This window comes from Stenotrophomonas maltophilia, assembly GCF_006974125.1.
Classification (GTDB): domain Bacteria; phylum Pseudomonadota; class Gammaproteobacteria; order Xanthomonadales; family Xanthomonadaceae; genus Stenotrophomonas; species Stenotrophomonas maltophilia_O.
Genome location: NZ_CP037858.1, coordinates 2,753,171 through 2,767,073, shown reverse-complemented (window position 1 = coordinate 2,767,073; position 13,903 = coordinate 2,753,171). Strand labels below are relative to the sequence as shown.

Here is a 13,903-nt window from a genome sequence, read left to right as displayed (position 1 = left end):
GGCGCCCCCCAGCCCAGGTAGTAGACGCGGGCGCCCATCAGCGTGCCCCCATCGCGGCCTGGCGCCGTGCGGCCTCGGCCAGGCACCACAGCACCAGGCCATCGACATCGGCAGCGGCCAGCGAATCGGTCGCATAGCGCCCCAGTGGCTGCTTGCTGGCCAGTGCGGAGGGCACCCGCGCATCCTCGTGCAGCGGCTGCGGCACCAGCCGCGCGCCGTGCGCGTGCAGCCACAGCTGCATCAGGTCGCGCTGCACCGGAATGACCGGATCGTAGCGGTTGGCCAGCAGCAGGCGAGTGTCATCCGGCTGCCGTTGCAGGAACACATGGCTGACCGGATCGACACAGGCCAGGCGCAGCGGCAGCGTGCAGCGCGCGTGCTGGTTGACGGCCGCAGCGTGCGCCGGCAGGCGCTGCGGCAGGTCGAACAGGATCCAGTCGAACTGGGTCTCCAGCAGCGGAATGCGCTCGGCCCAGGTGGCCGGTGCCTGCTGCAGCTGCTGTTCGATGCGCATCGCGGCCTCGGCGTCGACACGACCATAAGGCAGCACCGCGAGTCCTGCTGCGACGGCGTAGGCGGCATCACGCCAGTCCGTACCGTCCAGCTGTGCGCGCGCCCAGCCGGTGTCCACGTCGACAGGCAGGCCGAGGTGCAGGCCGAGCATCTGGTCCGGGCTGCATTCGACCAGCAGCACACGCTGCCCCTGGGCATGCAGGCCCTGGCCCAGCGCGGCCAGCACCGTGGTGACGCCGGTTCCGCCATGGATGCCCTGCAGCGACAGCAAGGTGTTCATCGGCGCGGCTCCAGCTCGGCCAGCAACGGCCAGCGCGCCAGTGCCCGTGCGCGTTCCCGCTGGGCCGAGAAGTCCACATAGGGCAGCCCCGGCATGTCCAGGCTGCGGCGCAGCAGGTCGATGTCGTCCTCTTCCACGGACAGCGTGACCGGCACGGCAAGAATGTCGGCAGGCATCAGCGGGCCTCCTCCGGGTAGGGGCTCCAGGTCTGGCTGCCCTGCAGCTGCAGCCAGGGCTTGCCGGCGTACTCGATGACCTTGGCGCCTTCGTTCTCCGATACCGACGGCGTCTGCGGCAGCCCCTTCAGCAGGCTGTCCCAGTTGCGCTCGCTCGGCGGCGACTGGGCGTTCAGCGCGTACACGCGCGACACCAGCTCGGACACCGCCAGGTAACTGCTCGGTTCGGGGACATGACGCGGGCCGCCGGCCGCCGGTGCGCCCATGCCGATCAGCTTCACGCCCACCGGCACGTGGGTGATCGACGGGCTGGGGATCTCACGCATGCCCGGAATCTGCATGCGGTCGCCATGCAGGGCCGCGCCATGCTCGGGCACCACCACGATCATCGCGCGGCGGCCGCTCTTTTCCACCGCGTCGACGAATCCGGCCATGTCGCCCAGCACCATTTCCGCACGTGCCTTGTAGTCGGCGGCGTTGGAGCGGCCATCGGCACCAACGATACGGTTGCCATCGTGCAGCGAGATCGTGTTGTAGAACAGCGCCACCTGCTGGCTGGAACCGGCCATCCTCTGCTTCCACCAGGCCATCAGCACATCGCCATCGCGGCGCAACGGCGACTTGTCGAAGGCCACCAGCGCAGTCGGAAATGCGCTGATATCCATCGGCTGCGCCTGCAGCCCGCCATACTGGTGCAGTTCACCGATGAAATCGTCGAAGTGGCCGTCATGGTTCATCGCCAGCTCGCTCTGGAAGCCCAGATGCTGCAGGTTCGAGAACAGCTGGCACTCGGCCGGCACCGGATCGAACAGCCCGGTATGCGAGGTCTGGCCACAGCTGGCGCGCAGCAGGCGGATCGCCGCCGGACCGCTGTAGGCCGTCGCCGAGTTGAAGTCGTCGAACACCACGTCCATGTGATCGAGCAGGTTGTTCTGGCGCAGCCCCACTTCATCCAGATCGCTCCATGCCAGCGAGCAGATGTTGAGGATGATGACGTCGAAGGGCGCGCCGCTGCCCGGTGCCGGGAAACTGGTCTTCAGGCTGGCCTGCTGCTGGTAGAAGCTGGCCAGCCATGCATTGAGCGTCTCGTTGTTGGCCGGCGGCAGGCCGCCACCTGGGGTGCCGCCGGCGCTGGCGGTAGCCGCGGTGGCGGTACCCTGCCCCCAGTTCCAGCCCGCCGGCACCGGTACCGCCATCACTGCCAGGCCAAGCATGCCGAGCACGCTCAGGGTGGTGATGCGCAGCCACGGCTTCAGCAGTACGTAGGCCAGCACCAGCATCGCCAGCACCGCCACCATCTGCCAGTTGATGAAGCGCTGGGCCAGCTCAAGCCAGTAGTCCGCCGAGAAGTCCAGCACGCCAGGCTGCACCAACAGGCGCCGGAACGGCGGCCACCAGGTGTCCTGGTAGTACAGGGCCACGCCTACCGGTACCGCGACGACAGTGCGCGCGATGCGTGCCCAGCGCCAGCGCAGTGGAATCAGCAGCGCGCCCAGGAACAGCAGGTTGGGCAGGATCTTCAGATCCAGCGCGCCCATCCAGGCCAGTACCACCTTGGACAGGAAATACAGGTTCCAGCCGCGCAGGTCGGCCCAGGCAAAGGGAGATGCGGGAACTGCCTGCGGACTCATGCCGCCCTCCGCGGTGCGCGCTGGCGCACACCGGCACGGCGCAGGTGGCGGGGCGGCAGCCAGCGCGCGACACGGCGGCGCAGCCCGCGCCACAGCGTACCGAGCATGGCACCGAAGGGAATCATCACCAGTGCGCAGGCGACGATCAGGGTCCAGAGTTGCTGGTCGGTAGTCATGCGCGATCTCCCAGTCGCAGCGGCCTCGGGGCGGTGAGAACCGGCGCCTCGAGCGCCGGGGCCACGGCCGGCAGGATCGCAGGGGCTTCAGGCAGTACCTCGGCCTCCGGATCGCTGCTGCGGGCATTCATCGCTGCAATGTCGTACTCGGCCAGACGCTGGTAGCCATCGAACAGTTCGCGCCAGGGCAGGCGGAACAGATTGCCCAGGGCCTGCTCGACCGCATCACGCCGGCAGCCAAACAGGAACAGCCGTACCTGCCCGCGATAGACACAGGCCAGATCGCCCTGGCGGCGGATGCGCAGCTGCTGCAGGGTCTGCTCGGCACGCAGGCCGGCCACCGGCTGCAGCGCCAGCACGGCGCTTTCCACCGCGCTGCCATCCTGGTCGATGCGTTCACCTGCGACCTGACGGAATCGTGCGGCGTTGACCAGACCACTCACCGAAGGCGGTCGATGCGCACGGATCAGCGGCTCTGGATCTTCAGCCAGCTGCCCCTGCCAACGCTGACGCTGCACGGTTTCCAGCAGGGTCAACAGACGCGGCAACGGGGTGTCGGCGGGCACCACCAGGCTGCAGCCGCACTGCATCAGCAGGCGCTCATCGGCATAGCGCAGGCAGGGCTGCAGCTCGCGCACCACCAGTTTCAATGCGTTGCCACGTTCGCGGCGCAGGCGGTGCAGCAGGCGGGCCAGTGCATCAACCTGGGCATTCTCGTCGATGGCCAGCACCACGGTGGCCTCGCGCGCCTGCAGCGCGGCGGGCAGCAATCCGCCCCAGCCGTCATACAGGCGCCAGGCCGCCGATAGTGGCGGCGCACCTTCCAGTACTTCGGTCTGGGCCAGGTAGACATCGCGGTCACTGCCGCTGGCCGAACCGATCGCCGTCCCGGCGGCATCGGCCTCGGCCAGATGGCGCAGCCCTCGGCTTTCCTGCTCGACGCCGAACGCTCGCTGGGCCACCACACCATGACTGTTGGACCAGTAATGCAGCAGCAGCTGCAGGGCGCCGCGATGCGGATGCAGCTGGGCCACGCCGGCGCAGCTGCGGTTCAACGCCAGCAGACGTGGCGCAAGCGCCGCCACTTCGCCATGGCACAGCAACAGCAGCACCTGCTGCGCCTGCACGGCCCATTCCTGCAGCTGCTGGCACCAGCGCGCCAGGCGGGCATCATCCCAGCCTTCCAGCGCCGCCACCGGGAACTGCACCAGGCTGAGCCGGGTACGCGCCGAGGCGGTGCGCGGCAGATCGCCGATCAGCCCGCGCAACGCCTGCTGCATGCCGTGGTGCGAGCGCTGGAACAGGCGCAGGCGGGCCGGTCCCTGGTCGGCAGGCAGCAGCGCCAGCATCGCTTCGGCCCCCCGCCCCAGCGTGACCAGCACGGCCTCGTCCAGTGCGTCGGCCGTGGCCAGCACGCCGGCACCGAGCAGGTCCGTCGGCGCGCTGCCCGCAGCCACCACCCAGTACAGGCCTCCGCTGCGCATCTCGACGAACTCGGCGGGCAATCCGGCAATGGCAAGGTGGGTCGCTGGCACGCCGGATCCTTTCATTGCCCCTCACCCGGGCGGGAAGCCCGGCAGTGGAGGCATCGCGGTGAAAAGGAGGTCATTTCCATGACGTACATCACATTCATGTTTCTGTACGGCAATGATAGCCCCGATCTTCACGTTTGCGGGATCAAGACGCAGTCAACGCCGCCCGCAGAACGGGCGACGTGAGGTTCGAAACTCAGCAATGGAAAGCGCGTACTACTCGTACTGGATCGTGAACGTCGCCTGCCCGTTGGCGGTGCCCGCACCGACGGTACCGGCCTGGGTCTGCACGTAGCGGGCCCGCAGCGGCAGGCTCATGACACTGGTACCGGTGGTGGTGGTGCCGACACTGATGGTCTGGCCGAAGCGCACTTCGCGTTCGGTGCTGCCGTCGCGCTGGACCATCTGGATGCCGATGCGGGTGGCGCTGTTGGTGGCTGCGCTCAGCTTCAGCACGCCGGGCATGTTCGAACTGTCCTGGTCGGCATCCAGGCGGATGCCGATCTTGCTCTGGTATGCGGCCACATTGCTGCCCTGGCAGTTCAGGCGGATCTCGAAGTCACGGTCGACGGCCTTGGAACCAACACCGGTAAAGGTCGTATTGGCCACGCTGCCGAAATCGACCGCGATGTTGCGGCTGCCGGCCTGCACTTCACAGGTCGGGCTGACCACGGTGGTGCCCGAGCCCCGGAAGGTCGAGGTCAGTACCGGGCGGCTGGGGCCATCCCCGTCGAAGTAATAGGTGGTGAAGCGGCCATTGGGTGCGATCACGCCCGAACCGGTCTGCGCGGCGGTCTTGATCAGCTGGATGCGGAACTGGCCACCGATCAGCGAGATGGTGGAGTTGGCGCCGAAGTTGATGGAATGCGGGTAGTAGGTCTGGATCGAGCCGGAGTCGCGGAACAGTCGGATACCCACGCCAGAAACACCGGTCTCGTAGACGTTGGCAAAGCCGGCCACCGGCCGCTTCTGCGGCGCATTGACATACTCGCCGGCCGAGCTGCCGCCATACCAGTAGTCGCAGCGGGCGACGCTGTTCTGCTGGTTGATCGGCACGCTGATTTCCTTGATCACGCCGCCGACCGGTGTGCTGGGCAGAATGACGATCTGACCCATGTCCATCTGCACGTCCTGCGCAACGAATCCACTGACCCGGATACGGCACGCGGCGCTGGCCTGCTGAGCCAGCAGCACGCCGCCCAGCAATGCAAGGGCACTCAGCGCCTTGCGGCCACGGGAAGAGATCATCGGCATGCTGCCTCCAGCGGGATGAAGCCGGTCTTGGACGCATCAGCGCCCGCCGGAACCTGGTAATCGACGGTGCAGCGCTGGTCGGCGCCGGCGCCCCACTCCACCAGCAGGCGGCCCTGGTTCTTTTCACTGCGCACGTACAGGCGGCCGCCCTGGCTGACCATGCCCACCGGCTGGCCCTGCTCATCCTTGACCTGCGCACCGAACGGCATGGTGCGGCCATCGGGGTTGCGCACCTGGATCAGCAGCGCGTTGCCCTTGCGGGTATCGAAGCGCAGGTAGCTGATGGCACCGGCGAACGGCGCGATCGCCTGGCTGGTGCTCTCCAGTTCGACGTCGTGGGCCATGCCCTGCGGGTCGAGGGTGACGGTGTTGAGGCGGTACGGCGAGACATACGGAACCACGGCGTAGCCGCGGCCGTCCACGCGCAGGCCCGGGGCGTTGCTGACGATGGCATCGCGTGCGCCCGGCGCTTCCACCAGCACCATCGTGTCGCCGCGCTGCGGGGTGAAAGTGAAGCCGCCCGGATGCACGACCACGCTGCCGTTGGCACCGACCGAGGCCTGGCGGAAATCACGCGAATGGCTGTAGGTGGCGTTCAACGCGGAGTAGCGGCTGCGGTACTCGACGTTGCCGACCGCGGTGGTGCCACCCTCGCGCGAGTCGGACAGGGCTGCGCCATAGCTGAAGTTGTTGTCGACGCCGGCCGAACCGGTGATGCCGACGCGGCTGTTGTCGTAGCCACCGCGGTCGCGCACGCCGAGATCGGCGCTGAACGACACCGGGTGGGTGCCACGGCCCAGCGGCACGCTCATCGACAGCAGGTACTGGGTGTCGGAACGGCCCAGCACGCCCTCTTCGGTGCGCAGCGCGGAGAAGCCATAGTTCACCGAGCGCCAGGCGTTGTTGTAGCCGACCTGGTACTGCTTGGAGGTACCGGGGCGATCGTAGAAGTCACGCACCGAACCGGTCAGGTACAGCGCGCCGCCACGACGACCCAGCGGCTGGTTCAGCGTCACCTGGAACTGGCTGCGCTGGCGGCCGCGGGTGGTCGGATCGATGCCACGCTTGTCCGAATCACGACCGTACAGCGCGTCCTGCAGGCTGTAGAAGCCTTCGGTCGAATAGCGGTAGGCGGCCAGGGTCAGGTTGGTCCCGGTCTCGCCGATCATGTTGCTGTAGCTCAGGCGCACACTGGCACCGGTGTGGTTGCCATAGTGGTCGAACGTCGTACGGGCGTGGGTGACGTCGGCGGCGAACGCGCCAACCGGCGTGGACAGGCCGACGCCGTACAGCAGCGACAGGTAGCCATCGCTCAGTGCGCTGCCGCCGTACAGGGTCAGCTGGTTACCGATGCCGCGCTGGTAGGTGCCCTGCACCAGCCACGGCTCATCGGCCAGCAGCTTGTTGCGCACCTGGCCGGCCGTCAGCGAGTAACGCGACACGCCTTCGCGCAGCATCTGCGGCACCGAACCGAACGGCACCTTGAATTCGCGGCGGCGGCCATCGGCCTCGATCACGCTCACTTCCAGGTCGCCGCCGTAGCCGGTCGGGTACAGGTCGTCGATGACGAAGCTGCCCGGCGATACGGTGGAGGAGTAGATCAGCTGCTGGTTCTGGCGCACTTCGATGCGCGCGTTGGTCTCGGCGATACCGCGCACGACCGGCGCGTAACCGCGCAGCGAATCGGGCAGCATGCGGTCGTCGCTGGCCAGGCTGGCACCGCGGTAACCGATCGAATCGAACAGTTCACCAGTGGTGTAGGCCTCACCGATGGTGAGCATGCCGCGCACCCGCGGAATGCCGCGCTGCGCATAGGTGGCGATGCTTTGCCAATGGCGGCCGTCGCCCTCGGACCAGGTCAGGTTCGAGTCGTGGCGGAACTGCCAGCCGCCCAGGTTGAGGCCGGCGTTGAGGCCCAGGTAGGCGCTGCGGTTGCGCTGGCCGCCTTCGACACGGCTGTCGCTGTCGATGGCATTGAAGCTGTAGCCGACGAAGCCGGCATTGATGCCACGGTCCCACAGTGCCGGGTTGACGTAGCCACGCGCCTCGCGGCGCAGGAACACCTGCGGGATGCTGAGGTCGTAGCGCAGGTTGCCGCTGTCATAGACACCATAGGCATTGGCCATGCGCTGCTGGACCGGCACGCAGCTGGTCTTGTCGGCAGGCACGGACGGATCCTGCTGCAGCAGCACGGCCTCGCTGTCCACGCCCATTTCTTCCAGCATCGGCAGCGGCAGGCAGGCGTCGACACGGCCCTGCGCATCGGCCTTGAACTGCAGGTCGCGGCGGCCCTGCCAGGCACCGTTGACGTACACGTCGACACGGTAGTTGCCGGCCACCATCGGATTGCCGTTGCTGAAGGCCGCCAGGTCGACCTGCTTGGCCTGGCCAGACAGGAAGCTGGAGTTGAACTGGGCCGATTCCGGTGCACGCGCGTTGGCCGCACCACTCTGCGCCATCAGCGCCTGTTCGCCGAGATTGGCCGGGGCAGCCAGCGCCCATCCTGGGCAGGCCACGCCAGCAACCAGCAGGCAAAGCGCCTGATGGATCGACAATGTCAATCTGTTTCCGATCACACTGACATTCCTTCAATTCGCCGCACAGCGGCGGTGGCGGGATGCGCAGGCCAGGGCCAGCGCGGCGCGTTCAGCCCCCGGTGCTGCCGAGGCGGATGGTGTGTTCCACCCGGCCGCCGTAGTCGTTGATGGTGATGAAGCGGACTTGGTCGGTGCCCGCCGGTGCGGCGAACTCCAGGCTCTGCTTCGGCGCGACCATTGCGCCCTTGTCCTCGACGGCCTTTTCACTGCTGCCGGTCACGGCATGTACTTCGGCCAGAGTGACGTGGAAGGGGCTCGGGTTTTCCACCCGCAGACGGTCGCCCGTACGGGTCCAGCGCAGCGCTGCCGGCGCGTCGTTGGCGACGCCCTTCAGGCCCTGCGGCCGGTAGAAAAGCTTCAGGCGCGAACGGAACGCGACCTGCAGGTAATTCTGTTCGCCGCTGTCGGCGTTGTCCGGGGACGGCGGAACATCCAGCACGTTGAGCCAGAACACCGACTCACGGTCGGTCGGCAGCTGCGCGCCGGAGAAGATCAGTCGCAGCGCCTGGCTGCGGCCCGGCTCGACACGCGCGATCGGCGGCGTCAGCACGAACGGGGCATCGCTGGTATCGGCGGTCTGGTTGGCGTCGCCGCTGTCGATCCAGGCCTGCACCAGCGCCGGTGAATCGCCCACGTTGTCGACCTGCACGGTGACTTCGCGCGCCTGCGCCGGATAGATCACCCGCGTGCCATTGACCACCACGCCGGCCAGTGCGTCCTGGCAGAAGGGCAGCGTGAACGCTGCCAGCAGCAGCGCCCGGGGAAAGAGTGCTTTCATCGGAAGTACTACGCTCGAGGTATGGGGCCAAAGGCCGCGAGGCACTGGCCGGCGCGTACGCCGGCCAGTGCGGGTACGGCTACGATCAGTTGTAGATGATCGTGTACTTGACGCTGCTGGTGACGTCGCCCGGGGTGGCGGCGGCAGTGGCGTAGTACTCAGCGTAGTAGTTCAGGTCGGCCGAGCCGTCGGTGCCGACGGTGACCCACTGCGAGTTGGTCTGGGCCTGGCCAGCGCCTGCAGCCTTGATCGGCAGGACCTGGTTGTTCGAGCCCAGCAGCTGCAGCTGCACGTTGGTGGCAGCGTTGGCCGAAGCCTGGTTCAGCAGGCGGCCGGTGTTGAAGTCAACGGTCGAACCCGGCTCGAAGTAGGTCGCGACGTTGCCGGCGCTGCACTTGGTCAGGTTGATGGCGAACGGGGTACGACCGGCAACGTTACCGGCGGCGGCCAGGGTGTTCTTGGACACGGTCGGCAGGTTGACGGCGAAGTCCTTGCCGCCCGGGGTCGAGATGGTGCAGGTCTTGTCGGTCACCTTGCCGTTGAAGGTGATGGTGCCGTCGGCGGCGTTGGCGGCCAGCGGAGCGGCGGCCAGCATCAGAGCGGCAATGAGGTTGATCTTGTGCATTCGCTTTTACCTAACCCTACTGAAGAGATGGAAGTAGAGGAGGAAGCAAGGAGCACTGCCGGGCGAACAAGACCCATCCTTGCGTCTCACCTGTGGCCGGATTCGGACATACGTTCCCCTGAATCCGTGACGCAAGTATAGGCACAACTGTGATGAAAGTCTCATTATTTTTCTGAACGTCAATTCATTGACGCAGCAAGTGTGACGTGTTAAGCGAAATTTTGGCCTTGCAGGTGCGGGAATTTGACGGTCGCCGGATCAGGTCGGAAACGACCTTGGATGACGCTTCGGGTGGCGCTTTCGGCATGCACGGAAACAGGCCTTTTTCAGGTCGAAATTGGCTTCTTTGATGCGCATCACTCTTTCTTGGTGATGGGCCTAGCAGATTCGGAATCGTCCTATTAAAGGCTGGTCGAAGCTGTCGCTAACTAGGACACACCGAACCAGAGAACGTGTCATGAGAACCTCCCTTCTGCTGTGCGTGGCCCTGATGTCCCTCAGTGCCGTGGCCCAGGCCAGCAGCGGCAGCATCCGCTTCAGCGGCCGCATCGTCGAACCGGGCTGCACGACCAACCTGTCCCAGGGCGAGCTGAGCCTGGCGGCCTGCCCGCCGTCGGCCAAGGGCTCGACGGTGGCTGTGACGGCGCTGGCCGATGGCCAGGCCGCAACGCTGCGCGATGGCAAGCGCCAGGGGCAGAAACTGTCGGTGTCGGCCAGCGCGATGCGCGCCGGCGATATCGCCTTCTCCGAGCGCTACAGCGTGCAGGCCTCGAAGCAGCAGCCGTTGCAGGGCGCCTACCTGGTCGTGGTCGACTACCTGTAAGCAGCACTGAAGGCCGGCGGGTTATGCCGGCTGCGGCAGCTCGAAGACCTGGCGCAGGTAGGCCAGGTAACCAGGGTCGTCGCACATGCTCTTGCCCGGCGAATCGCTGAGCTTGGCCACCGGCTGGCCGTTGCAGCGGACCATCTTGATGACGATGTTGAGCGGCGTCGGACCCAGATCATTGGTCAGGTGGGTGCCGACGCCGAACGCGACCTGGCAGCGACCACGGAAGTAGTCGTACAGGCGCATGACCTTGGCGATGTCCAGGCCGTCGCTGAAGACCAGCACCTTGCTGCGCGGGTCGACCCGACGCTGCTGGAAGTGCGCCAGCATGCGGTCGCCCCAGTCGAACGGATCGCCGGAGTCATGCCGGACGCCGTCGAACAGCTTGCAGAAGTACATGTCGAAATCGCGCAGGAACGCGTCCAGGCCGACCACGTCGGACAGCGCGATACCCAGGTCGCCGCGGTACTCGCGCGCCCACGATTCCAGTGCCGCCACCTGCGAATCGCGCAGTCGTGGGCCCAGTGCCTGGAACGCCTGCAGGTACTCATGCGCCATCGTGCCGTGCGGGGTCATGCCGTACAGGCGCGCGAAGTGCACGTTGCTGGTTCCCACCAGCTGCGGGCCCAGCGCATCGCGCAGCAGCGGCAGCAGGCGCGCATGCCAGTCGCGCGAGTAGCGGCGGCGGCTGCCGTAGTCGGCGATGCGGCACTGTTCGAAACCGGGTGTATCGCGCAGCAGCGCGGCCTTGGCCTGCAGGCGGCGCTCGCCTTCGGCGAAGTCAGGCGTGGTGGTGTTGCGGAACCAGACTTCGTTGATGATCGCCAGCAGCGGCACTTCGAACAGGATGGTGTGCAGCCAGGGACCGGTGATGTCCAGTTCGATCTCGCCGGGCACGGTTTTCGACGCACGCAGCTGGATGTACTTGCGGTCCAGGTGGAACAGGCCGAGGAAATCGGCGAAGTCGGGCTTCACGAAGCGCAGCCCACGCATGTAGTCCAGTTCCGCGCTGCTGAAACGCAGGCTGCACAGATGGTCGATCTCTTCGTCGATCTGGTCGATGTAGCGGGCCAGGTCGATGCCGGGGGTGCGGCACTTGAACCGGTACTGCACCTGGGCGCCGGGGTGCTGGTGCAGCACCGCCTGCATCATGGTGAACTTGTACAGGTCGGTGTCGAGCAGGGACTGGATGATAGGCATAGGGCGGATTATGCGCCCGGAGAGGTGAACCGGGGCGCCGCCAGTCGATCCACGCCATGCGTGGATGGGTGGCCCGAACGGTAAAGCCGAGCGTGGACCCGGCGCTACAGCGACCGTCGCAGCAGGCGCGGCACCAGCATCAGCGCATGGGCCCAGATCGCGCCCCATACCGCCACCCGCACCGGCAGCGAACGCTGCTTCGCTTCGAACTTCTGGAAATAGCGCCACAGGCCCTTGTGCTTGTGCCATTCAACGAAGAACGGTCGTGAGCGGCTGGAGACGCCGCGCACATGGGTGACCTGCAGGTCGTTGGCGATCGCCACCACCGCGCCAGCCTCACGTGCGCGCCGGCACAGGTCCAGGTCTTCGGCGTGCAGGCGATAGCCAGCGTCCCAGCCACCGATGCGGTCGAACAGCGCACGCGGCATCATCAGCAGCGCACCGGACAGTGCCGGCACCCGCTGCAGCGACTGCTGAGGGTCGCGCGGGACCGCCAGCTTCGAGCCTTTGCCGGGCGAACGCAGCATCAACAGGAAATCCGGATCACGACGGCGCACCGCCTCGTCGGCATGGCCATGCTCGTCCAGCTGCTCGACACCCAGCAGGCAATCACCCAACCCTTCGGCACGGCTACGCAGCTCGACCAGGGTATCGGGCTCGACCATCAGGTCCGGGTTGATGAAGGCCAGCCACGGGCTGTGCGAATCGGCCACCCCCTGGTTGTTGGCAGCGGCAAAGCCGGGATTGTCAGGATTGCCGACAAAACGCACACGGGGATCGTGGCTGGCATGCCGTTGCACGATGTCCAGCGTGCCATCCAGCGAGCCGTTGTCGATCACCCGGATCTCGGCCACGTCCTGCGCCTGGCGCAGGCGCGAGAGGCAGGCATCGATGGTGCTGCCACTCTGGTAGGTGACGACGATGGCGGCGATGGCAACATTCAAGCGGGTGGCTCCGGCGCGGAAGGAACGAACAGGTCGCCCTGTTCCTTCGGCATTATCGCCTGCCGCATGCGCTGCTGCAGATCGGCGCGCAGACCGTGCAATGGATCGTGCATCAGGAAATCGGCCAGGCGCGGCACCCAGCCAGGCCAGCGCGCAGCCAGCGCCTCGAGGTCGCCATCGCGGCTGACCGCTTCGCCCGCCCGGCTGACAAAGGCGGTCTCGCACAGCACGTTGCGCCAGCCCAGACCAGCCATGCGCAGACTGAGGTCGACCAGGGCCGCGTTCCAGCCGGCGTAGCTGTCCACGTCCAGGCCACCGGCGCGACGGCGCGCGTTGCCACGCACCAGCACCGCATGGGTGACCGCCGATGGCAGCTCCGGGTGCAGCGCCGGCAAAGCGGCGCAGGTCTGTGCCAGCAGCGCCGCATCGTCCGGTTCCGGATTGATCTCGCCCAGCCGTGGCCACGCAGCGGTTTCGCCGGCATTGCACCACGGGGTTGCGGTCGCGATGGCGGCATCGCGGGCGAAGGCGTCCTGCAGCTGCTGCAGCCAACCGGGTGCCGGCACGCTGTCCGGCGCCAGCACGGCCACGTCCAGGCCGTCGCAGGCGCGCAGCATCTCGTCCAGGTGGGCCACCTCGCCCAACGGCCGCGCGCGGCGGGTGTACTCGGCCTGCAGTGGCGTATGCGCCAGCCAGTGTTCGACCACCGCCTGCGCACGCGGACCGGTCTGTGCATCGTCGGCCAGCCAGACCGCGGTGCCCGGCGCGGTGCCGGCATCCAGTGCGGCCAGGCAGCGATCGAGCGCAGCATCGTCCACGCACAGCGGCAACAACACGATCGCCCCCATCCCGCCTTCGTGGTTGTCGGTGGTCACAGCCTAGCACTGGGAGGGTATCGGCCGGGTTGCACCCGGCACCCGCTTCAGGCCAGGGCCGGAGCAACAGCAACAGCCGAAGCAGAAGCTGGGTTCCTGGGGTTGGCGGGGTGGGTCCGGTTGCGGGGGACGCCGTAAACCCGTCCTTGGAGGCTTGGCAGCCGCATCCATGCGGCTGACACCCCCGCAACCGGACCCACCCCGCCTTCGACAGATTTCTGCGAGCTGCAGTAGATCCACGCCATGCGTGGATGAATCTCCATTGGAATCGAATATTTCGAATTGGAATCGAAAAGCATCCACGCATGGCGTGGATCTACCGTGTCGACCAAGGTCGACACCTACCAACAGCCGCAGGAAACTGTCGAAGGCGGGGCACTGTGGGTTTGCGGGGTGTGAGCCGCATGGATGCGGCGACCAAGCCCCCATGGATGGGTTTACGGCGTCCCCGCAAACCCACAGTGCCCCGCCATCCCTCAGAAGACCCGCTGTTGCT

The 13,903-nt window shown here is 66.9% G+C and carries 13 protein-coding genes; 1 reads left to right on the top strand and 12 read right to left on the bottom strand.

Annotated elements, in window-relative coordinates:
* Positions 1 to 37: 37 nt before the first annotated feature.
* From bcsQ to EZ304_RS12460, 9 genes are all read right to left on the bottom strand, one after another.
* Positions 38 to 793: a cellulose biosynthesis protein BcsQ gene (gene bcsQ / locus EZ304_RS12500; RefSeq protein WP_099553544.1), complete on the bottom strand. Its 756-nt coding sequence runs from the start codon at positions 791 to 793 to the stop codon at positions 38 to 40.
* On the bottom strand, positions 790 to 969 hold the full coding sequence (gene bcsR, locus EZ304_RS12495) for a cellulose biosynthesis protein BcsR (RefSeq protein ID WP_049451376.1): 180 nt from the start codon (positions 967 to 969) through the stop codon (positions 790 to 792). The genes bcsQ and bcsR overlap by 4 nt, the downstream gene beginning before the upstream one ends.
* Positions 969 to 2,600, bottom strand: coding sequence for a cellulose biosynthesis protein BcsG (bcsG, locus tag EZ304_RS12490; protein ID WP_099553542.1), 1,632 nt, complete (start codon positions 2,598 to 2,600; stop codon positions 969 to 971). The genes bcsR and bcsG overlap by 1 nt, the downstream gene beginning before the upstream one ends.
* The gene (gene bcsF, locus EZ304_RS12485) at positions 2,597 to 2,776 is read right to left on the bottom strand and encodes a cellulose biosynthesis protein BcsF (protein WP_033836073.1); all 180 of its coding nucleotides are present in this window, start codon (positions 2,774 to 2,776) and stop codon (positions 2,597 to 2,599) included. Before bcsF ends, bcsG begins: the two co-directional genes overlap by 4 nt.
* Entirely contained in the window at positions 2,773 to 4,311 is a 1,539-nt protein-coding gene (locus EZ304_RS12480; protein ID WP_185959180.1) for a BcsE family c-di-GMP-binding protein, read from the bottom strand. Before EZ304_RS12480 ends, bcsF begins: the two co-directional genes overlap by 4 nt.
* 213 nt (positions 4,312 to 4,524) lie before the next feature.
* On the bottom strand, positions 4,525 to 5,562 hold the full coding sequence (locus tag EZ304_RS12475) for a fimbrial protein (RefSeq protein WP_142807228.1): 1,038 nt from the start codon (positions 5,560 to 5,562) through the stop codon (positions 4,525 to 4,527).
* The gene (locus EZ304_RS12470) at positions 5,553 to 8,117 is read right to left on the bottom strand and encodes a fimbria/pilus outer membrane usher protein (protein WP_142808098.1); all 2,565 of its coding nucleotides are present in this window, start codon (positions 8,115 to 8,117) and stop codon (positions 5,553 to 5,555) included. Before EZ304_RS12470 ends, EZ304_RS12475 begins: the two co-directional genes overlap by 10 nt.
* A 91-nt stretch (positions 8,118 to 8,208) precedes the next feature.
* Positions 8,209 to 8,937: a fimbrial biogenesis chaperone gene (locus EZ304_RS12465; RefSeq protein ID WP_099553531.1), complete on the bottom strand. Its 729-nt coding sequence runs from the start codon at positions 8,935 to 8,937 to the stop codon at positions 8,209 to 8,211.
* A gap of 85 nt (positions 8,938 to 9,022) precedes the next feature.
* Complete coding sequence (locus EZ304_RS12460) at positions 9,023 to 9,562, bottom strand: fimbrial protein (RefSeq protein ID WP_099553529.1); 540 nt, start codon at positions 9,560 to 9,562, stop codon at positions 9,023 to 9,025.
* A 457-nt stretch (positions 9,563 to 10,019) separates the two neighbouring features.
* On the opposite strand from EZ304_RS12460, the gene EZ304_RS12455 reads away from it, so the two are divergent.
* On the top strand, positions 10,020 to 10,385 hold the full coding sequence (locus tag EZ304_RS12455) for a hypothetical protein (protein ID WP_099553528.1): 366 nt from the start codon (positions 10,020 to 10,022) through the stop codon (positions 10,383 to 10,385).
* Between the two features lie 21 nt (positions 10,386 to 10,406).
* Here EZ304_RS12455 and pncB read toward each other — a convergent pair whose 3' ends face one another.
* The 3 genes from pncB to EZ304_RS12440 form a co-directional block, all read right to left on the bottom strand.
* Positions 10,407 to 11,588 (bottom strand): nicotinate phosphoribosyltransferase, encoded by a 1,182-nt coding sequence (gene pncB, locus EZ304_RS12450; protein WP_049402409.1) that lies wholly within the window; start codon positions 11,586 to 11,588, stop codon positions 10,407 to 10,409.
* 104 nt (positions 11,589 to 11,692) lie between these two features.
* On the bottom strand, positions 11,693 to 12,532 hold the full coding sequence (locus tag EZ304_RS12445; protein ID WP_099553526.1) for a glycosyltransferase family 2 protein: 840 nt from the start codon (positions 12,530 to 12,532) through the stop codon (positions 11,693 to 11,695).
* On the bottom strand, positions 12,529 to 13,380 hold the full coding sequence (locus EZ304_RS12440) for a glycosyltransferase family 2 protein (protein ID WP_099553524.1): 852 nt from the start codon (positions 13,378 to 13,380) through the stop codon (positions 12,529 to 12,531). Before EZ304_RS12440 ends, EZ304_RS12445 begins: the two co-directional genes overlap by 4 nt.
* Between the last annotated feature and the right edge of the window lie 523 nt (positions 13,381 to 13,903).